This window comes from Corynebacterium choanae (assembly GCF_003813965.1).
In the GTDB taxonomy this organism is placed as follows: domain Bacteria; phylum Actinomycetota; class Actinomycetes; order Mycobacteriales; family Mycobacteriaceae; genus Corynebacterium; species Corynebacterium choanae.
Genome location: NZ_CP033896.1, coordinates 2427423 through 2448240, shown reverse-complemented (window position 1 = coordinate 2448240; position 20818 = coordinate 2427423). Strand labels below are relative to the sequence as shown.

At 55.0% G+C, this 20818-nt stretch carries 12 protein-coding genes and 2 pseudogenes; 7 read left to right on the top strand and 7 right to left on the bottom strand.

Annotation, left to right across the window (positions count from 1 at the left end; genetic code table 11):
• Nucleotides 1-434: 434 nt before the first annotated feature.
• Nucleotides 435-1046: a hydrogenase maturation protease gene (locus CCHOA_RS08845; RefSeq protein WP_123929612.1), complete on the bottom strand. Its 612-nt coding sequence runs from the start codon at nucleotides 1044-1046 to the stop codon at nucleotides 435-437.
• A 1031-nt stretch (nucleotides 1047-2077) separates the two neighbouring features.
• Here CCHOA_RS08845 and CCHOA_RS08840 point away from each other — a divergent pair.
• From CCHOA_RS08840 to CCHOA_RS08830, 3 genes are all read left to right on the top strand, one after another.
• A complete protein-coding gene (locus CCHOA_RS08840) occupies nucleotides 2078-3373 on the top strand; it encodes an ABC transporter substrate-binding protein (protein WP_123929609.1) in 1296 nt (431 codons plus the stop codon).
• A 957-nt stretch (nucleotides 3374-4330) separates the two neighbouring features.
• Nucleotides 4331-5266: a carbohydrate ABC transporter permease gene (locus CCHOA_RS08835; RefSeq protein WP_123929606.1), complete on the top strand. Its 936-nt coding sequence runs from the start codon at nucleotides 4331-4333 to the stop codon at nucleotides 5264-5266.
• The gene (locus CCHOA_RS08830) at nucleotides 5263-6177 is read left to right on the top strand and encodes a carbohydrate ABC transporter permease (protein WP_123929603.1); all 915 of its coding nucleotides are present in this window, start codon (nucleotides 5263-5265) and stop codon (nucleotides 6175-6177) included. The genes CCHOA_RS08835 and CCHOA_RS08830 overlap by 4 nt, the downstream gene beginning before the upstream one ends.
• Before the next feature lie 312 nt (nucleotides 6178-6489).
• Here CCHOA_RS08830 and CCHOA_RS11140 read toward each other — a convergent pair.
• A pseudogene (locus tag CCHOA_RS11140) lies at nucleotides 6490-6753 on the bottom strand (type IIL restriction-modification enzyme MmeI); the annotation flags it as partial.
• Between the two features lie 280 nt (nucleotides 6754-7033).
• Here CCHOA_RS11140 and CCHOA_RS08825 point away from each other — a divergent pair.
• Nucleotides 7034-8002: an AAA family ATPase gene (locus CCHOA_RS08825; protein ID WP_123929599.1), complete on the top strand. Its 969-nt coding sequence runs from the start codon at nucleotides 7034-7036 to the stop codon at nucleotides 8000-8002.
• A 48-nt stretch (nucleotides 8003-8050) separates the two neighbouring features.
• Nucleotides 8051-9868: pseudogene (locus tag CCHOA_RS11135) on the top strand (S8 family peptidase); the annotation flags it as partial.
• Between the two features lie 417 nt (nucleotides 9869-10285).
• Here the strand turns inward: CCHOA_RS11135 and CCHOA_RS10960 are convergent.
• The gene (locus tag CCHOA_RS10960; RefSeq protein WP_245992309.1) at nucleotides 10286-10441 is read right to left on the bottom strand and encodes a hypothetical protein; all 156 of its coding nucleotides are present in this window, start codon (nucleotides 10439-10441) and stop codon (nucleotides 10286-10288) included.
• Between the two features lie 913 nt (nucleotides 10442-11354).
• Here CCHOA_RS10960 and CCHOA_RS08815 point away from each other — a divergent pair.
• Nucleotides 11355-11792: a DUF2254 family protein gene (locus CCHOA_RS08815; RefSeq protein WP_123929596.1), complete on the top strand. Its 438-nt coding sequence runs from the start codon at nucleotides 11355-11357 to the stop codon at nucleotides 11790-11792.
• A 108-nt stretch (nucleotides 11793-11900) separates the two neighbouring features.
• On the opposite strand, the gene CCHOA_RS08810 is transcribed toward CCHOA_RS08815, so the two are convergent.
• Nucleotides 11901-16850, bottom strand: a complete 4950-nt coding sequence (locus tag CCHOA_RS08810) for a DEAD/DEAH box helicase (protein WP_123929593.1) — start codon at nucleotides 16848-16850, stop codon at nucleotides 11901-11903.
• A 398-nt stretch (nucleotides 16851-17248) separates the two neighbouring features.
• Here CCHOA_RS08810 and CCHOA_RS08800 point away from each other — a divergent pair, with 398 nt between their 5' ends.
• Nucleotides 17249-17890 carry a hypothetical protein gene (locus CCHOA_RS08800; RefSeq protein WP_164472450.1) on the top strand — a complete coding sequence of 214 codons (642 nt, stop codon included), beginning with the start codon at nucleotides 17249-17251 and terminating at the stop codon, nucleotides 17888-17890.
• Nucleotides 17891-18183: 293 nt separating this feature from the next.
• Here the strand turns inward: CCHOA_RS08800 and CCHOA_RS11075 are convergent, their stop codons facing one another.
• From CCHOA_RS11075 to CCHOA_RS08785, 3 genes are all read right to left on the bottom strand, one after another.
• Complete coding sequence (locus CCHOA_RS11075; protein WP_123929583.1) at nucleotides 18184-18777, bottom strand: DDE-type integrase/transposase/recombinase; 594 nt, start codon at nucleotides 18775-18777, stop codon at nucleotides 18184-18186.
• 631 nt (nucleotides 18778-19408) lie between these two features.
• Nucleotides 19409-19888 (bottom strand): hypothetical protein, encoded by a 480-nt coding sequence (locus tag CCHOA_RS08790; RefSeq protein ID WP_123929580.1) that lies wholly within the window; start codon nucleotides 19886-19888, stop codon nucleotides 19409-19411.
• Nucleotides 19889-19930: 42 nt separating this feature from the next.
• Nucleotides 19931-20662, bottom strand: a complete 732-nt coding sequence (locus CCHOA_RS08785) for a DUF6973 domain-containing protein (protein ID WP_123929577.1) — start codon at nucleotides 20660-20662, stop codon at nucleotides 19931-19933.
• Nucleotides 20663-20818: the final 156 nt, after the last annotated feature.

The following is a 20818-nucleotide window of genomic DNA, read 5'->3' as shown; positions in this document are numbered from 1 at the left end:
CTGCAGTGCCAAGGAGCTGAGCGGGAACTCGGAGTGAGCCACGGGGTCGAAAACGGAGCCAAAGGGTGGTGCAGTTGGCCACTGGCCGGTGGGGAGCGACGCAAAAGCACTTGTGACTAGGGTTATTTTCACTGTTGCTGAAGGCTATGATTGCGCGCTTCGGGGTGTGGCAGTGCGTTCAAAGCGTGCTCCTTCCACGCTTGTCGCGGGGTAGCAGCGGACATGATCTTCGTATTACCGTCGGCATTGAGTTGTCGAAGACACACGCTGGTGTACACGCAGTACCCGCACTGCGAGATTCGAAACAACTCAACTGGCATTGGCGAATTTCCACACCAGGGCATTGCAGGTGGCGGCGAGCCGAGGCGGAAATAGCTGGCAGCAGCATTTGAGTTGTTGCACAGTGGGGTGCGATGACTCCTTATCACAGGTGATTACTGCGTGGCTGCCTGCCACTTTCGAATGAGTGTGAATGCGCGCTGGGTTGCCCTTGGCAGTGCTTGTTGTACCAGCGGGTCGAGTCCCACCCCTAACTCGGCGTTCGCTGCAACAATACCGACGACTGCCACTTCGCTGGGGGTGGCACCAAGAAGGCTGGTTGTGGCGAGCAGATCGAGCAGGCCGACTTGGTGCGGGGAGAGTTTCGTCTTGAGCAGCCGGGGCAGTTGATCCCCATGCAGTTCAACAATGTCACCGGTATCCCCAGGGCCGGTGACTGCATCCAGGACTAGCAGTTTCTCTGCGTCGGCGATTGCGTCGACGAGTTCAAGACCAGCAGTACCACCGTCAAGAAAACCCACGCCGTCAATCATGGTTGCTTGCAGCAGACCCGGGTGTGCTACCTCGTCGATTGCCCCTGGTTTGCAGGTTGGTTGCCAACGCGCAATGTCTTCATCCTCGTTGCAGTGTGTCACTGTCGCTGGATCGCCGCTTTCCACCACAGTCATCAGTCGACGAAGAAGGGCAAGACCAATACCGTCGTCGCCCATAATCGGGTTGCCGATTCCTATCACCAGAATTGGATATGGTTTGGTGCAAGCGGTCATGGGGAAACGGCTTTCTTTGTGGGTGTCGTCGGCACGTGTCTGCTGCTATGTACGATATCGCGGAACGCTACTCGGAGGGAAGATTCTTAAGGCCCAGACTTGGGGTCTATGGATCACTTTTACTTTCGACTGGCGGATGGCTGCGTTGTCGCGATGGGAAAGCCCGATGCCAACCCGCCAGGTGGCCGGGAATGCATGAACCCTCCGGTGCAGGAACATCGCCGGAGCGTTGCCCGGTAGAGCGGAGCGATCCCGCAATATGGGTCAGGCTTTTTTTCATTGTCCACCGCGGTTGCCGGCAAGTGTTGCAGTGAGTCGATGACTTCATTTTGTGAGGCTATTGGCTATCCCGGAGTCACTGGAGGTCGAACTGTGGCCTCACACGATTGTCGATGCTGGGGTCTGCTATTTCCCTCGCCCATCACCTACTGGCCGCTGGGTGTGGTCGGTGCGATCATCGGTAAGCGGGCTGCGCAGTGGGGGGGGAAGAAGTGCACGTTGTGGGCGTCCTTTTCTATGGCCATATGTGGGTCATTTGCGTTGGAACACGGCAAGTTTCCGGGTGCTTGTACTGCACGGGTTCGTGGAGGTTTCACAGGCCAACACTTCTGGTCTGTCACATTGCCGCGCATGGCCTAGCGTCCCAGCTGCGATGCTTAAGGGGGAGTCGCATGTCAGTACCGGGTTGGGGCGTGGGTGGTGTGGCATTGGCAACGTTGCCGGGTCGGTGAATAGGTATCTGGTTGCCTTCACAATTGGTGATATCTAATCGTAAAATGACTGGTTGACCACACGGAATGGGGAAGGGCAGGTGGGATCCCCATATGTGGGGGCAAGATCTCGGGTGGGGTATTTGCGATATATGACTTGTGCGAATGGTGAATTTCTCAGGAAAAACCAGCAACGAGGGCACCCGCCTCGGGTAGGGTAAGGGTGTTCAGTGTTGAGCGCCTGATGATCGTTTGGTGCAGCATGTGCCACCGTTATTTGTGATTCTCGCGCCGGCATCACTTTGCGCATAAGGAGTACATATGCGACGCACTATTGCTATTCTGGCTGCCGCCACCCTCGGGGTGACTGGGCTGGTAGCTTGCTCATCCGACGATTCGGCCACCACCTCTTCTGGGGAGAGCGGCGCTGCTGCTGCCAATGAAGTCGATGTGGTGACTTGGTGGTCGGCAGGTTCAGAGAAAAAGGGTCTCGAAGCACTGGTGAAGGTGTTTAACGAGCAGAACCCCGATATTGAGTTCGTCAACCAGGCAATCTCTGGCGGTTCCGGCGATCAGGCAAAGCAGAAGCTGCAGACTGATCTCGCTGCTAAGACGCCACCAGACACCTACCAGGCACACGCTGGTGCGGAGCTGAGCTCCGATATTGCTGCAGGCTATCTAGAAGATGTCTCCGGTGTCTATGACGAGTTGGGACTAAACGAAGCATTCCCAGCTTCCCTGGTCGAGCGTCTCACCGTGGACGGCAAGATCTATTCCGTGCCGTCGAACGTGCACCGTGCGAACGTTGTGTGGGCAAACACGAAGGTGCTCGAAGAAGCAGGGCTTGATCCCAAGACTCCAGCTGCTGATATTGATGCCTGGATCGCCGACATGGAAAAGATCAAGGATGCTGGCAAGCAGCCGATCTCTGTTGGCTCCACCTGGACCCAGCTGCAGCTGCTGGAAACCATCCTTATCGCTGACCTTGGTGCAGACGACTACAACAAGCTCATGGATGGCTCGTTAAGCTGGGATGACGCTAAGGTCACCAAGGCGTTTGAGCATTTCGACACCATCATGAACTTCACCGACAAGGGTCTGTGGTCGCAAGACTGGGAGCCTGCCATGGCTGGTGTGGTCAAGGATGACAGTGTTGCCTACAACGTCATGGGCGACTGGGCTTTGGCCGCCTTCGATGAGGCTGGCAAGAAAGCTGACACCGATTATGTCTACTTCCCAGTCCCTGGCACCGTTGGTGTGTTCGACTTCCTCGCAGACTCCTTTACCAAGCCAGTTGGTGCCAAGCACCCAGCAGGCACCGACGCGTGGTTGGCTACGATCTCCAGCAAGGAAGGCCAGATTGCGTTTAACACCGTCAAGGGTTCCATCCCGGCACGCTCCGACTTGAGCGATGCTGAGATCGCTGAATTCCCGGCCTATCAGCAGTCCGCGATGAAAGACTTCGGCAAGGACACCATCGTTTCCTCGATTGCGCACGGTGCAGCCCTGCCGCTGCCTGTCACTGAGAAGATGAAGGCGGCGCTTGGTCAGTACGACTCCGGCGCGCTGGATATCGCAGGTCTGCAGCAAGCATTCGCTAGCGCTGCTGCCGCCTAAAACAGGATGAACCGGTAGCGACTCTGCGAGTTCGCTACATGGCATACAGCAGTACTGCGGTGCAAAACTGCAGTGCACAACTTAACAATGCAGTACGTCGCTGCGCTGTGAGCATTTTCATTGCTTGCAGCGCAGCGACGTCGTTTTGGCCTTTCAGTCCTCCCGCTGTTGCAGTGCGGTGTGCTGTCGTTCGACACAACGCGATAACCACACTGTTGGTGGTAGGAGTGAGTGCAATCTGCACGGTGTGTGAGCGTCATCTGCAAGGTGTGTGAGTGCACCTTATTAACAATGTGTCCGCATTCTGACATAGCAGTCACCGGTTGGTGCGCAGTGCTTTTTGGACTGCATGCGGGGGTTGCAGTTTTGTTCAAAGGTCGTTTTTGTCAGCGTGGTGAAGCCTCGTTCATTGGTGGATGGTTGTCCGACACCCTTCGCGGCCGGGTCGCAGCATCCCTTATCGCAATTGGTTCATGAAGGCACTGTCAGCAGATCGAAAGAGATGACCAATACGGGATTGCGGAATTCCTTCCGGAAAAGGTGAAAAAGTTGCAGATCTGCGCACTACACTGGGCGTAGAGAACAGACGTGCCAGCAGTGGTCTTGCTGGCACACAATAACCAATAACAAGCTGGGCACGATCCAGCCTGCAGTGTTGCTTCCACCTGTCGGAGAACTCCCGGTGTGCGCTCGGTAGCTTCTTTTCACCGGCTAGCGGTGACAGATTTGTTGGCCGGGAAAAGAGCGCCAACACTTCTGCTGCATCGATCCGTTGCGGTAGGAGAGGTACCCGTCAGGTCACCAAGGTGGGACTTTTTTCCGGGAAGATGACGTCATCGACGCGTGAACGTGTGCGGGGTGGAAAAATCCTCGCCCCCAACCACATGCGAACAATGTTGCTTCTTGCGGGCGGGACGTGTGCTGCTTGGGCGAGCCAGAAAGGTATTTAGAAACAGTATGGCTACGCAAACTGGCAAGCGCCGGCCGCGCAAAGCCGGCGGCATTAAACACTGGGGTCCAGGGCTGCTCCTGATTAGCCCCTCGTTGATCTTGGTCGGTATTTTCGTCTATGGGCTCATTGGGGCGAACTTTTACACCTCTATGCTTGACACACATACTGCCCCGCAGGTCTCTGGGGTGCAGGAATCCCACTTTGTCGGCTTCGACAACTTTGTGTATCTTTTCGGACTCCCGGCCTTCCAAACCTCCCTGTGGCACCTCATCGTGTTCACCTTTGCCTTCCTTGGCGGCACCCTGCTGCTGGGATTTTTATGGGCATGGCTGTTGGAAAAACCCATCAAGGGCGAAGGATTCTTCCGTGCGGTGTTCCTCTTCCCCATGGCGGTGAGCTTTATCGCCTCCGGTGTGGTGTGGCGTTGGTTGCTGTCATCCTCCACCGGGGAGCAGGCGACTGGTCTCAACCGCCTCTTTCAGATGGTGGGATTGGGCTTTCTCCAAAACGAGTGGACACAGTCGTTAAAGTACGGCATTCTTGCGATCGTCGTACCCGCCGTGTGGCAGCTCGCCGGATATGTGATGGCGCTGTTCCTGGCAGGGTTCCGTGGTATTCCGCAGGAACTCCGGGAGGCCGCCAAAGTCGATGGTGCCAGCGAATGGCAGCTATATAAGCACATTATCTTCCCGCAACTTACCCCGATTGCATTATCGGCGGTCATCATTATCGGCCATATGAGCTTAAAGTCCTTCGACTTGATTATCTCGATCACGTCGAAAGATTGGTTCCAGACCCGCGTTCCGGCGGTGGATATGTACGCCTACATGAACGTGCTTGACTACTCGAACTCGGCGGCCGTCGGCGCGATCCTGCTCGTCATTGTCGCTGCCCTGGTGATTCCTTATCTCATCCATGACTCGCGGGAGGATCGGCGATGACCACCCACACTGCAGCGAATTCAACAGCATCTTCCACGGCGAAAAAGTCCGCCACGAAACGTCGGGGCAGTGGTGCGGCGCAGCACCGGTCAACCGGTATTGGCACCGCTATCCGCTATGCGTTGCTCATTTTCTCTCTCGCGATCGTGCTCATGCCGGTCTACGTCCTGCTGGTAACCTCGTTTAAAGATCCCAGCCAGGTTTCCCCGTCCCGCACCTGGTATCTGCCGACCTCACTCGATTTCAGCAACTGGGTGAACGCCTTCCACGATCTTGCCCCTGCCATGGGGCGGTCGTTGATGATGGTCATTCCAGCCTCGATTATCTCGGCGATCTTAGGATCGATGAACGGCTTTGTGCTGTCCCGCTGGCGGTTCCCGGGTGCGAATGTCGTCTTTACCTTCATCCTGTTCGGTATGTTTATCCCCTACCAGGCAGTGATGATTCCCATGACGAAAATGATGGTCACCCTCGGGATTGATAAAGGCATCGGCGTGTTGATCTTCCTCCACGTCGTCTACGGTATCCCGATCACCACCCTGATCTTCCGCAACTACTACGAGTCGATCCCTACCTCCCTCATTGAGGCGGCGCGGGTGGATGGTGCCGGGATGCTGCGCACCTATTTCTCTGTGGTGCTGCCAATCTCGATCCCATCGTTTGTGGTGGTGCTCATTTGGCAGTTCACCAGTGCCTGGAATGACTTTTTGTTTGCGTTGTTCTTCGGTGGTTCCTCACAGCAAGGCCCGGTCACCCTCGCCTTGAATGAGCTGGCACACGGCTCAATCATGCAAGACTATGGCGCCTCGATGGCGGGGGCACTTATTGCCTCGCTGCCGACGCTGTTGGTGTATATCGCATTGGGTAAATACTTTATCGGCGGGCTGATGAGCGGTTCCGTGAAGGGCTAGAAGGACCCACCCAACTATTTCGCCACGCACAATCGCCGAGGTTCGGCTGCGCGAAATAGCGGGCAAACAAACGACCTCGGCAATACTGCGGGCACTGTCAGCAATGTTATGCCGGTGAGGGGTTCCACGGTTTGATTGATCCAACTCCCCTTGGGAGGATCACTCACCGTGGAACCCCTCAAAGTATCTGTGGTAGACCAACGTTGTGCAGCGCTCAGTGCGACTGCACCTGAGGCCTTTGACCAATCGCGCTCGCCCGCAGATGTACCGCGACGATCCTTCCGGCGTTGAACGACCGACCTTCCGCCTAAGTTACCTGGTAATACAGGTTGAAGAGGTGTGCGATGATTTTCGTCTCGTCCTCGCCAAAGTTGCGCACTCATAGGCGGCGCGAGCATCCAACACGGCCTGTGCGCATGATTCAATATTTTCGCGCCGCTCATCGCTGACAAGTTCCTCCACAGGAACAGTCGTATGCTCTGGGGAGGCGGCTCTTGGCCAGACAAAGTTGTTGTAGACGATGGTATTGGAAGTTCGGTAATCCGACTTCATACGTCCAGCGCCGGTGCGCAGCCACGCATTGTGGACCTAAAAACGGGGACCCTCGGTAGCTAACCGAAGCTAGTTTGTGCCCCCAACCCCGGTGACGAACCGCGAAACCCTGTGCTCGCAGCCAAAAAACAGGTTCGTGATCAAGCCGAGATCCCTCTCATTCTCGTGGTAGCCTTAACACGTCTACAAACCCCCTCGACTATGCGCGATGGCTCTTGCTCATTTGGTTGTTGCTTAGGTGAGCGGTCTGCCTAAGATACACACACTTTTTCACATCGGAACGAAGCTCTCATGGAGGTGCACCATGGCCGGCAACGGACGGCACGTCGCAGCGATGGTGCGCAGTCATGCCGCTGGTGACGACGCAAACTTTTATTCAGTTGCACTCCAAGTAGCCGCTCGCGAAGCGAAAGCCGGTCATCACGTTCTTGCGAACGACATTAAGAAAGCAGTCGATGCGTCGCGTGAACAAAAAACCGTCAGAGAAATCACCATGCTTGCGCAGCCTCGTGGGGAACTAGCTGATTTAGTCCAAGCAACCTATCCCGATGTTCGTCTGCGAGAACTCGTAGCACCCACTGACCTCGTCTCCCAGATTAAGCGAGTACTGGCTGAACAGCGCCAACGAAGTAATCTTCTCGAGCACGGCTTTACTCCGGCTCACCGATTGCTCTTGGAAGGCCCACCCGGCACGGGTAAGACAATGACCGCTGCCGTACTTGCAACCGAGCTGGCAGTCCCTATGTTCACTGTCAGACTTGACAGTCTGTTGAGTAAATTCATGGGAGAAACCGCCAGCAAGCTCCGCCTCGTTTTTGATGCCGTTGCCGGACGTCGTGGAGTGTATCTCTTCGATGAGTTTGATGCCTTGGGCGCTGATCGCTCGGGAAACGATGTCGGAGAAGCTCGTAGGATCCTCAATTCTTTTCTAATGTTTTTAGAGGAAACAAGCTCTGAGTCGCTTGTGTGCGCTGCAACGAACCATCGCTCGATCTTAGACCGGGCACTGTTCCGTCGATTTGATGCAGTTCTCACATACTCGTTGCCGGATGCACGACAGGCAACCATCGTCATGAAAGCTCGGCTCGGGACACTCGCTAGAAACACCAGTATGGCTGGGTTAGGACAATACACTTCCGGGCTAAGCCATGCAGAGCTTGTGAAGGCAGCAGAGTCTGCGGCAAAAGCAGTTCTTATGCGCGGTGAAAAACAAGTAGATAGGGACGATCTCATCATTGCACTTTCCTCACGGAGGCAAGCAAGTTTTGACTGATGCAAGCGCAATCCAGATAGACTCACCAGAACCCTTGACCATATTTCCGTGCAAGGACATGTAGAAACCAAAGACTTTCATCGCGCAGGTGGAGGCCAAGGAAGATCTCTACGCCACGTTAACCGGTTTGATCACGGGGCGAAACTGAAAGAGTCCACCGAGCGGGCGTTCGTCACTTACGATAAACAACGACACGAGGCTGCAATCCTTTCCGATGAGGAACTGCGGGCAACGGGATCTATCATCGTACTCGAGGGTGAGAACTCCACACACCCCCTAAAATTGGAGGCGCTAACTGCCAACACTGGGGGAAGGGGAAGCAGACCTAAGTGGTGCCTGCTATCGGTTCGCGAATCCACCGGCGAGAAAGCAGAGACGGCGACTGTCTGGGTGGCCGATGACTTCCGCCACCATTTTCTAAGAATCTTCGAGGACTACCTCAACGACGAGAAGAAAACCAAAAACGGTCTGCCGAGGAATCAAGAACTAGTCGCGAATATCTCACGCATACGTTCGGTGGTTCTCGAGGATCTTTGGACGTCTCAGGGTGAACCGCCCAAGTCTGGATGTAAGTGGTGGGAATTGTGGCTTGACGCGAATAGTCCCCACCTTGCTGACTGGGAAACCTTTATTGCTCGGAGCAAACTCGAAGTTAGAACCAATCAATTCCGTTTGAGAGATCGCCTAATCGTCTGGGTAAAAGCAAACTGGTACGATTTACAAACACTTCCTTTCATTTCTGTTCCGCTCACCGAAATTCGGGAACCCCAGTTCATCGACACAATTGAGGATCTAACTCTAGAAGACCAGGCTGAGTACGTTGAGGATCTGAGAGATCGAGTCGAACACGCTCCAGCAGAGCGAAGGTCCGGTAGTACGCCTACCGTGTGCCTCCTAGATACTGGGGTATTTCGTGCCCACATTTTGTTGTCCGATTCATTGTCGTCTGACGACATGTACTCCATTTTCGGCGGGTCGGGAGCTGACGTCCACCCCTCTGGACACGGTACCGCGATGGCCGGTCTCGCTTTGTTCGGCAGTCTCGACCCATTACTGACTGGGACGGATAGGGTCACTCTGCGCCACCGACTGGAATCCGTGCGGATGAAGGCAGGCAGGGGTGAGAAATCCAAGACACCTCTCGATTACGGACCGGCAACAGCTGAAGCGGTATCGCTGCCAGAGATTAACCAGCCCAGGCGATCCCGCGTTTTTTGCTTGACTTTAAGCACCAGCCCCGATAAGCCGGGTGAACCAACCCTCTGGTCTTCGTCGGTCGACGCGCTGGCTGTCGGCACAAACGTCGTCCGAGAGGGCGATGAACTGCAGCTGCTATCAGAGCCTGATCTTGCCTCTACCCGCCTCCTCGTCGTAGCGGCAGGAAATGTGCCTGTTTATAGGTTTGATTACCGCAAGAACTCTATGGAATCACCGATCCAGGATCCTGCCCAAGCGTGGAACGCGCTTACCGTCGGTGCCTACACAGAACTCACTCAGATTCCCTCGCATCCACAGTATGCGGGTTGGAACGTGGTCGCGGAATCCGGAGACATCTCACCGCACACTAGAACATCCGTCGACTTCGGCGCGCCTTGGCCTATTAAACCGGACATCTGTATGGAAGGCGGTAACGTCCTATGGGACGGCGAAGCGATGTTCGAAGATCGACTGCCTTTGTTATCGCTACGCTCGACTGGGCACAGATCGGATAATGAATTAACGTCAGCTAACGCGACTAGCGCAGCCACAGCCCAAGCCGCTCGATTGGCAGCTCTGGTATGGGATCGGTACCCGTCATACTGGCCCGAGACAGTCCGTGGCTTGCTTACTCATTCAGCGGAGTGGACTGACTCTATGAAACAGCAGGTCAGTGCGGAGCGTACCAAGCATGGACGTCTGAAGCTCCTTCGCCAATTCGGATGGGGCGTCCCAGCAGAAGATGCTGTGTTGAACTCCGCTTTGAACGCGGTCACACTCATAACTCAAGACCAGTTCGTACCGTTCAGTGGCAACAAATACTCTGTTCGCTCTTTCCGCCTACATCCCTTGCCGTGGCCCAAAGATGTACTCCAGAGCCTCGGCGAGACCGAAGTGCGCCTCCGCATTACCTTGTCGTACTTCGTGGAGCCATCCGCGTCCCGACGCGGATGGCGCAACAAGTACCAGTACGCGTCCCACGGTCTTCGATTTGATCTGCAAGGGCGAACAGAGGATCAGTCGAGTTTCATTCGACGTGTCAACCGCGAAGCACGGGGTGTAGACGTGGGATCACGCTCGCATGAGTCACAACGATGGTTCTTGGGCGAGCGAGGTCGGCACCTTGGATCGCTGCACCAAGACGAGTGGATCGGCCCGGGCGTAGAGCTTGCTCATTGCAGCAACATCGCCGTCTACCCCGTAGGCGGTTGGTGGAAAAATAATAGAAACAAAGATCGCCAAGATCTACCGGTTCGATACTCATTGCTAGTCTCCCTCCAAACCAATAAGCAAGCCGTGGATCTCTATACCCCAATTGCTACACAGCTCAAGGTTCCTGTCGGGATTGAGATTCCCACAGTCTGAGGAGATTTGGTGCTTGGAGTCCCAAATCCCATGAACCCCCAATCCCGATTCAGATACTCTCATGAACAGTCTTCGAAAATCGTGACTGGTCCCCGTTTGTCAGCCATGAATCTTTAGGAAAACCTAAAACCGGGTACCGGGTGATCGATTCCCCTGAACTGGTCAAAGCTTTCCGGTGCCCCATAGATCCGGGTAGTCGCCGAAACGAGGGTAACACCACAGGGAACTCACTTGTTGTTCCAGGTCATCGCTGCAGCATACGAGCACCACAGTCTGGTGGTCACCACGTACGGATCGTGTCAAAGAAAGCTGAGCCATGGAGGTTTAAAACATGCCCTGATGAAGTATCCCTGCGCCATGGCAACATGGCTTAAATAAATTTGGTAACTTGGCTCACTGCAACCTGACAAACATAGATGATACGCTACGGGCGGTCGAGACCTTGGGGTGTATCTCTCAGCGGTTGATGCAGTTGTGTGGAACCCTTGTAGGTATGGCGTTTTTCCCGCCATACACTCCGTGGAATAACGGTGTGGTCGAGTCGTTTCATCGTCTAAGAACCTACGAATGCCTGGTCAGGAACGATTTCGGATCACTGTTGGAGCTACCGTGTGATCATCGCTGGTTTTCATGCGGAACACAATCATTATCACCGGCATTCTTTCCTGGGGTATTGCACCCCAGCGGAGTTCGCTGGCATGAACAAAGCTGGCTGAAAACAGTGAGATCCTCTACAACATAGTGGACCTAAAAACGGGGACCTCTCAATGTCACCTATGCGGTACGCCAAATGGTGGAGGTGGCTGTGCGGGCGTTAAGCCCTGGCACGAACGATCCTTACACGGCAACCGATGTGATCCGCCGGCTCTCTCAGATCCTCGACGAGCTGGAGGATCGAAAACTGCCAAATGGTGTCATTGAGGTCGACGACCAGCTCCGACTCATCCATGATGTGGTCACCTTCGATGAGCTGGTGGAAACCATGTTCTCTGGTATTCGTCGCAATGCTGCCGGCACCGTGGTGGTGTACACGACCCTGTTGGAGCAGTTTGTTGCTTTGAAAAACTTGGTCAACGATCCTTTGCGGGTGGGGCTTCTGCACGCCCATGGTGAGGCTGTGTATTCGGATGCGATGCGCACTGTGGAAACAGAGATCGACAAGCAGCCTATTACTGCCGCCTACCGGAAGTTGAAAACCGTCCACGCGGTCACCGGCAGAACGGGCTAGGCACACAACCTATGCCAGCCAGCATCGGCAAGCGAAAAAACAACCACACCCTGCCCTTGGAGTTAAGCCTTCCGGTGGCAGGGTGCGGTTGTGTGCGGGGGCTTGTCTCTACAGCTGCTGCACGATACGCACCGACTCGACGGCCACCCGGGTCACCTTCCCGATCAAGTCGACGATGTAGCGTGGGTTACCCACCTCATCGGCCCAATCATTCGGGTCGTTGACGATGCCTGAGGCTTTATCCTTCTTTACCTGGTATCGGTCGATCACCCATGCCAACGCGGAGCGCGATCCGAGCATGTACTCGTCAGCCTCTGCCGGAATACCGCTGATTGTGACCTTATTGTTGTAGATAATCCGGGTGACGTCGTTGACGTTCTTGCCTGTCTCCGGATCCTTGACCTTGGCCCACTTCATCTTGGCCACACGCCAGGTTTCCCGATCATCCTCTGAAGCGCCTCGCTTGAGTTCAATGTTCAGCGGGTAGGGCTCCACATCCTCGTAGCCTATGTGTAGATCCATCAGTTCGCGCCCAACACTCACCACACGGTCGAAGCGTTCCCTGGAGTCGGGGGTTTCGATGTGGGGCAGCATCTTTTTCAGGTCTGCGGCATACTTCTGTCGGTAGTCGGGGTCGTGGAGCTGACCGTAGACGAAGTAGAAGATATCGTCCTTGGTCACATCCTCCCCGAGGGCATCACGATATTCGGTGAGGATCTCGTCAGTGATGTTGTCGACTCGTCGGTAGCCATCAAGTACCTCACCTTCCAGACCCTTCTCGGCGCTGACGGCTAGGTCGAAGGCTCCAAAGTCGAGTTCTCCCTTAGGGGTGCCCACCTTCTCCCATGTCCAGCGTGGGAAAAACTGTCCCGCGTTCGAGCCCCAAAATGCCAAGTCGGGAATCGTTGCAGTAGCTAGGATTGAAAACGGCTTGCTACTCCCTGGATTCACGATGTAGAAGCCTTTGTTGTCGTGCTCCGGGGTGGGGAACATGGACGGGAGTTTCGCCTGGCGATGGTTCAGATATCTGTCGAAATAGACGTATTGTTTACAGAAGGGTCGGTAAAGGCTATCAACGATGACACCAGAGTCCGTGCTGATTGCAATCCTCTTGCGCAGCGTACCGGTGAGACTTGACGACCACTTAATCTTTTCACCGTCGTTATACTCGGGGAAATCGCCGAGGAAAGTCGAGATGGCAGAATCGCTGGTTCTCCCACCATCAACGATCCATTGACGGTATGAGGATAGGGCTTCATTATAGTTGCTGACGAGCCGGCCGACAGTGCGGCTCAAATTACTCTCCGAGAAGCTGTACACCCAGGCATCTCGACTTGTGCCAAGACCATGAGAGTGAGAACGGAAGATGGCGATGGCGCCTTGGCCCTCCTTTTTCTTTCCCAAGACCGGCCATGTTTCAAACTCTTCGGAGCGCTGGCTGAGCCAATCGCCATACTGGTTGGGCTCAATGGTCTCCCACCCGATAGATGAGACATCAGAACGCTCGACGATGCTGAGCTTTTCCTCCGCCGACAAGTAGTCACCAATGTCACGGTAGTGGAGCGTGAACCCAGTTCGCTGCGGATCCTTGATACCGAAAGTGATGGCTACGGTATTCCTACTCCCCGAACCGAACACCTTACCGCCCTCACGGCGCGACAGCTCACCAGCGGTGCGCTGATTACCCCTCAGGTTGAACACGTACACATCCGTGAAGTCCTCCGCCATCGACAGGCGCACACCATCACCAGTGTTCCCATCGATCCAGCCACCATTCGACACAAACGCGACCACACCCTGATCCCCGATCCTGTCCGTCGCCCAGCGGAAGGCACGCAGGTATGAGTCGTACAGCGAATTCTTGTTCGTCGCCGTGGACTTTGCCGCGTAAGTCTCGGCAATACGCGCATCCAAGGTCGGGTACTTCACGTTCTGATTGTTATCATTCGCACTCGTTTGCCCCACCGAGTACGGCGGGTTGCCAATGATCACATGGATCGGGGATCGCTTCTGACGCTGGATCGCCTCATTATTCTCAACGAACACCTCCAGATCGAGGGTATCGTCATCCTCATAGGCCTGGAAAGTATCCGCCAGCGCGATACCACCAAACGGCACATACTCATGCTCGCCATCGCCATCGGCGTCGAGCTTGGCTCTGTCGGCCATGATCGCGTTGTACGTGGTCTCAATATTGACCGCCGCGACATAGTAGGCCAGCAGCATGATCTCGGTTGCGTGCAGTTCTTGGGCGTACTTGCGGGCTAAGTCTTCGGGTTTGATCAGCCCCGACTGGAGCAGACGCACCATGAATGTGCCTGTGCCGGTGAATGGGTCCAATACGTGCACACCCTCATCGGTCAACCCTCGACCGAAATGCTGCCGGGATAACTGATCCGCACCGCGCAGGATGAAATCCACAATCTCAACTGGGGTGTAGACAATGCCCAGTGCCTCAGACTGTTTTTTGAATGCTTTGCGGAAGAACCGTTCGTAGAGCTCTTTGACCACCTGCTGCTTACCGGCGGCACTACTGACCTCAGAGGCGCGCACACGCACCGACTGGTAGAACTTTTCTAGGGATTCGGTTTCCGATTCCAGACGCTTGTCAGCGAGCGCATCTACCATGCGCTGCATCACCCGGGATACTGGGTTGTGGGAGGCAAAGTCATGCTCAGTGAACAAGGCGTTAAACACTGGTGCAGTGATGAGATGCTGCGAGAGCATCCCAATGGCCTCATCGGCTGTGATCGACTCGTTGAGGTTGCCGCGCAACCCTTCCACGAATGACTCGAATTCGGTATGGAGTGTAGCGTCGGCGGCGTCCAGCAGAGCTTTGATTCGAGTGGTTTGCGCAGCCGCGATGTCGGCAACATCATCAGCCCAGTCTTCCCAGTAGGTGCGGGTGCCGACTTTGTCGACCAGTTTGACGTACATTGCCTCCTTCCATTCCTCAAGGGAGAACAAGGCTAGCGTGTTGGCGAGCTGCCGCTCGATATCGATCTCCACGGCGTCTGGGGACGCCCAGGGTCTCACTGGATTAACGGGCTGCACATCAATCGGCAACGTGTCAGGGGTGGACTGGTTCAGTCCGATGGAGTTGACCTTCGCGTTGAAACGATCATCATGTGCGCGCAGCGCGTTGAGGATCTGCCAGACCACTTTGAAGCGCTGGTTATCGTTTAACACTTCCGATGGTGATTTCCCCGGTGGGACAGCCACCGGCAGAATAATGTAGCCATAGTCTTTGCCCTCTGATTTGCGCATGACTCGGCCCACCGACTGGACCACATCGACCATCGAATTGCGGGGGTTGAAGAACACCACCGCGTCAAGAGCCGGAACATCGACACCTTCAGACAGGCAGCGGGCGTTGCAGAGGATGCGAGTTTCATCATCGGGAATGTCGGACTGAAGCCAGGACAGGTGGGTGTTGCGCACCATGGCATTCATCCCACCATCGACGTGCCGGGCAGCCACGCGCACATCAATATTGTGGTGATCAGCATCAATGTCCTCGGCCAGTGCCAGCTGATGCTGTGCGATGAGGGCAGGGAAATCCGCGACAATACTTCTTGATGTGGCAATGTCTTTCGCGAACGCCACAGTCCGGCGCATTGGTGCAGCACCATGCTCAAACCCGTCTTTGCTGCCCTGGTTTTTCCCTGACCGTTTTGCCAATGCGGTCCACGCCCCGATCATCGCGGATGCCTGGGAGAGATTAACCTCCTGGCTACCCCGGGCCAGCGCATCGGCTGCGACATCTTCATCCACGGTCATGACCAGGACTTTGTAATCGGTGAGCAGTCCCTTTTCTACAGCCTCCCCGAAGCCAAGGCGATGAAATTCTGGGCCGTAGATGGCTTCATCGTCCATGGATGCAAGCTCTGCTGAATGTTCGATGGCACGATTTTTCACTGTGTCATCGAACAGGCGGGGTGTGGCTGTCATATACAGCCGTTTCGCCCCTTGGATGTAGTCCGCGTCGTGGATGCGAACAAAATTCGAGGCATCCTCCCCGGCGAGTGTGACACCGGTGGTGCGGTGCGCCTCATCGCAGATGATCAGATCAAAAGGTGCCAGTGGAATGTCATGTTTGGTTGCATTTTGGGCATCGTGAATAGCAGGCAAGGACTGGTAGGTGGAAAACACTACTTGCAACCCTGCGGCATGTTTTCCGCTGGCGAACCGCTTGGCAATACTTGCCCCATCGGTAGAGACAGGTACCTCCAAGTCGTAGGCGGCGATGTCCTCAGCTTTTTTGGAGACCTTCGCATCCGAGCACACCGCAAACGTCTTCAAATCTAGGCGGGCATGTGCCGTCCATTCCTTTAAGGTTTGCGACAGCAACGAGATAGAGGGAACCAGAAATAGGACTCGAGCAACGTTGCCGTGTGTCTCCGCGTATTGTTCAGTCAAGCGTAGGGCAGTAAACGTTTTCCCTGTACCGCAAGCCATGATGAGTTTGCCGCGGTCGTGGTTAGCAAAGCCTGCCAGGGTTTTCTCAATGGCAGTACTTTGGTGGGGTCGCGGCTCGTAGGTGCGGCGCTGGGTGAGATGTATCTCGATCTCCGAGCCGGGGAAGGTGATATCCCAGTCAACAGGGGACTCGGCAATAGCTGCCATACCGATGCGGTGCGTTGGGATCAGCTGGCTATCGAGCATTGCTTCCGCATTGCTTGACCAGCGGTCCGTGGTGGAGATAATGATGCGCTGGGCAAACGATTCCACACCATACTCGGTGGTGAACGTGTGGCCGGAGGCTTCGAAAAACGAGTCCAGGTGGGATTTCTGGATCGAGGTGATGGGCTTATAGAACTTGCATTGGATTGCAACCCACCGGTGATCCTCGATGCGTCGGGCCACCATATCAATGCCGGTGTCAGCTTTCCCGTTGTTATAGCCCCAGTCAACCCAGCGGCAGACCTGGTCGTATTGGCTACTGAGCACGGGGTCTGTCCGGAAATAGTTGACCATCAACCGTTCGAACGCGATTCCGTACTTCCCAGACGGCTGGTTGTCTCGGAGTTGTTCGAGGGCATCGGTGAAAGTTGGCATGCCCCTAACTATCTCAGAACCCTAGAGCCCGAGCAATACAAACGAGGGGAGCTTTTTCTGTGCTGGATTGTCTCTGCCAGCTGTGCGCGTCGCATTGAGTGACCCCCGAATACGCAGTCAATGCTGAGGCAATCGAATAACGCGATCATTGGCTTTTATGCAGATCCTCTCAACATCGAGATCGCGTCGGGCATGTTTGGCGTCCCCGTGGGAACACACGGTATCAACGCTGAGCTTCGCCTGAAGGAGAAGGTCGCCACGCTGGCCTGCGGTTACAACGGCTCCGTCGGAGCGCTCAAGGCGATGGGTGTCCTCCGGATGGGGCTGGCCGGCGTGAGCCACTGGCTGTTTCACGGCTGCTCGCACAGATGGGAGCGATGGTGGCCACGCTTTTTCTGGTGCATTCAGTTATGCTCGCCGTCGGACTTGCTGTCGTCCCCGCCGGGGAGCTTGATCGAGTCTCCAGCAGGACTTCTCCTCAAACAGAGTGGTATTTCGACGACCCGATGACCCCGGCTGCGGAAGAACAATTCCTGACACTCATGCATGCCCGCCTCGAGGCTGCTGAATCCACTGATGTGGCAGTCCTGTTAACCCTTGCTGGCAGAACAGTCGCGACGGCGCAGACGTGGACTGACAGCAGTGAGCTGCCGCTGCCCGAAGATCTTTCAAGCGTGCCCGGGGTAGATGCTCTCGCCACGGCGACTGCGACACAATTACGCGCTGCGACAACACTCGCGGAAGTAACAACTATTTACCAAGCAACACGTAGCCGACTCGACGAGCTGGTTGCCCAGTATTGGCGTGACCACGGGCGGGAAGATGTAGCCGACACCTTCGCCCACCCGGCAACACCGCAGGATCACTATCGTGCTACGGCACTGCCGTCCGCGGCAGCCGCAGGACCGGGTACTGCACCCTGGTGGTTTGCCCTTGATTTTGCTGTTGTTGTGGCCTGTGCCCTGCTGTGGTCGCGGCGACAGCGCCGCGGACCTGTCGAGTCCCTGCTGTTGAACCTGGCGCCGACTACTACCCGGTGATGAAACAAAACTACACAGCACCCCGTGTGCGTTGGTGAGGGGTCCTGAAGGGCTTGCAAGTTTTTGGACAATCGAGGTTGTAACAATTGGATCACCCTTGGAGAGTGTTTACTTGCCTGATTAGGCGGCTAGCCCGTAGCCGGCACCGGTTTTCTCCTGCCAGGCTTCATCCGGGGTTCAATACCCGGAACTGCCGTGATACCTGACCGTGTTGGAGTGCTGAATCCAGCTGGCAACCTGCCAGTAGGCATCAAGCCTGTTCGGCGACGAGTTCGGGTAGTAGTGCTCGCATGTTAATTGAGAAAAAACGACTCGGCGACCGCATTGTCATAGCAGGTAGCCACCCGCCCCATCGACTGGGTAACACCCAAATCACGGCAAGCAACACCAAACAGTCGTGAGGTGTATCGACTACCTCGATCGGAATGGAACACCGCCCCCTGCCGCATCCCGTTACCAGGCGCGTTGACCAGGACTTGAAGCGCTAGGTCTGCACGCATGTGCTTATCAACTGCGTAGCCGACCACTTTCCTGGTAGTCAAATCGATAACAGTCGCTACATGCATCCACGAGCCGCCTACTTTTAAGATAAGTAATGTCTCCTCCCAGATGGCAGCCGAGCTAATAGTTTTCTGGGTCGAAGCGCTGCCGCACACTATCTGCGATACCGACACCAGCACGGTTATCGCGCACTGTTGTTCGCCGGAAAGCCCTGGTACGGGGCTGTCACCAGGTTGTATTCTTGTATGATCGCCGCGTACCAGACGATCAGAGATGTCAATCCCCTCACGCCGGGGTCTGCCCACGATGGTTCTCAACTCCACACTGCCGTTGGGAATAGAAAATCTCTTGCACTCTCCCCGACAATTCTTGCCGGTAGCGGGCATATGCGTTCAAACAACCTCGACGCTGCTTGAAGTAGTAGAACGAGGATCGATGCACTCCCGAGCAACCGGCACATCATCGATAGTGGATAGTTGCCTTGCTTGTTCCGCGATAAGCTCGCATTTTTCATCTCATCGTGCGTCGTGGCATCGAGGCTCGCTGCTTCTTTCTAAAAGTTGTTCTCCATCCGTAGCCGGGCGGTTTCATGGTCTTTTTCCCGGTCGGTTACCTCTTTTGCTGCTGCTTTTAGGCTGGGCTTATCGGTCCGGGTTTTCACTTCTGGGTGGTCTGCCCGCCAGGCACGCACATATTGGCCGAGGCTGTGAGGGGTGCACTTCCAGGGAGGTCGCGACTTCCTGGATGGTTTTATCAAGTTCGATGACCATACGCACGGCATCGTCTTTGGATTCTAGGATGGAGCCCTTTTTACCTTTGGACTGGGGTTTTGTGTGTCGGAGTCGTGGTCTCTCATTTTCTCTTATCACTGAGTGTCCAAAACAAGTACAGGTTCAATTCATGGTGTGCAGCTACCTGGACCCCAAATCGCCGATGGGTGAAAACATTCTTGACAAGCGATCACAAGATCCGTTGCTGGATAGTGAATGACAGAAGGTCCTGTAAACCCGTAGCGACCTATTGCGCGGAGGCGGCTTTGCGTTGAAGGACACGCACGGGGCTCGTAGTGCCGTCGGCAAATTCTTTCTCTTCAACAGAGACGGTGATGACGTCATTGCCTGCGAGCTGGGTGAGCCCTTCATACCCGGTTGGACAGAAGTTCAGTTCCCTCGGAGAAAACCACAGCACTTTCGACTCGTCGCCGATTGCGGGAATTATCCCGAGCCCACTGTAGGTCTCCCACGCCTTATAATTGTCGTCGATCGAGTAAAACTGATCCCGAGAAAAGCCCTTTGCGACTCCGTCTTTCCAGTCGGTGTAGGGGCAGAAAATGTAGGCTTCCTTCACCTTAATTGAAAGCGCCTCGTTGAGCGTGAACTCTTGTGACTCGCGGGCGGTTTCCTTGAGGCGATCGGACAGATCGGTATCATCGCTGCACGAGACTAATGAGATATGGCCAACGAGCATCAAGACGAGGAATTTTTTTAAATCACGCAAAGCGACCCCTTTATAGGCGAGCTGATAGCGGGCAAAAATACTTTATGGGTTATTTACACGTAGAATTCCATTATTTGTCCAACTGTCGCACAGTTCAACGGCTTCTTGCCATTTAAAATTGGATGCGACGGCTGCCCACCGACCCTGTGCGTTATTGAAAAGATCCATCTCTCTATCCTCGGGACTGTAAGAGTCCTTAGAGACATACTTTTCGTGATTGTCGCCTACAATCTTCGCCACACTCTCGCTGATATCGGTGGTCATTGAGGCGCTCCACCAGCAATGCCGAAACGCATCCCCCGGTCCACCATTGTGCATGCGCCCAGGGAATCTATAATCCGCGTCCCTTTGGGCTTTTTGGGCAAGTGCATTGGCCTTCGAGCAGTTCAGTGCTCCTACTTGTCGAACACATGCGATCTTTTCGTTGAGAGCCATGAAAAAGTCGCTGCCTTCACCAGGGTATCGAACCTTTCCTTGTGGCGTAGGAAGCGTGTTGACATAAGCTAGAAGTGAATATGCATCCCGATCACTCAACCGCTCAATGTCCAGCCATGGATTCTCGCTATATTTTATCTCATTAAATATTTCTTCTCCGTCTTCAACATTCCCAAGGGTATCCTCTGGGAGTTCTGGAGAGAAGCTAGCGATTTCCCTCTCTATGGCTGAGGTTGGTAATGGTTCAACCGTTTTCTCAGGCGCTGCATGAGAAATATCAGTTCCAACCATCATGGCTATAGAAGTAAGAACGACAGTTAAGAAAATTTTTTTTGCCATTATTCCACTCTATGAGAACTATTTGACCGTAGCTCAGGGCTTAATCTTGAAGGCTCATTATTGCCACAGGAGGCCGCTGATGTTCGAGGGTGATCAGAGAGCGCCAGCGCAAACTTCGCGTGAAAGCCAAAATTTTCGAGATCAAGCTACGCTGCT

Bases quoted from the DNA above. Each gene is read 5' to 3' on its own strand.
- CCHOA_RS08810 (WP_123929593.1), bottom strand. From the start codon at position 16,850: ATGCCAACTTTCACCGATGCCCTCGAACAACTCCGAGACAACCAGCCG.
- CCHOA_RS11075 (WP_123929583.1), bottom strand. From the start codon at position 18,777: ATGCCCGCTACCGGCAAGAATTGTCGGGGAGAGTGCAAGAGATTTTCT.
- CCHOA_RS08835 (WP_123929606.1), top strand. From the start codon at position 4,331: ATGGCTACGCAAACTGGCAAGCGCCGGCCGCGCAAAGCCGGCGGCATT.
- CCHOA_RS08840 (WP_123929609.1), top strand. From the start codon at position 2,078: ATGCGACGCACTATTGCTATTCTGGCTGCCGCCACCCTCGGGGTGACT.
- CCHOA_RS08830 (WP_123929603.1), top strand. From the start codon at position 5,263: ATGACCACCCACACTGCAGCGAATTCAACAGCATCTTCCACGGCGAAA.
- CCHOA_RS08845 (WP_123929612.1), bottom strand. From the start codon at position 1,046: ATGACCGCTTGCACCAAACCATATCCAATTCTGGTGATAGGAATCGGC.
- CCHOA_RS08825 (WP_123929599.1), top strand. From the start codon at position 7,034: ATGGCCGGCAACGGACGGCACGTCGCAGCGATGGTGCGCAGTCATGCC.
- CCHOA_RS08815 (WP_123929596.1), top strand. From the start codon at position 11,355: ATGGTGGAGGTGGCTGTGCGGGCGTTAAGCCCTGGCACGAACGATCCT.
- CCHOA_RS08785 (WP_123929577.1), bottom strand. From the start codon at position 20,662: ATGGCAAAAAAAATTTTCTTAACTGTCGTTCTTACTTCTATAGCCATG.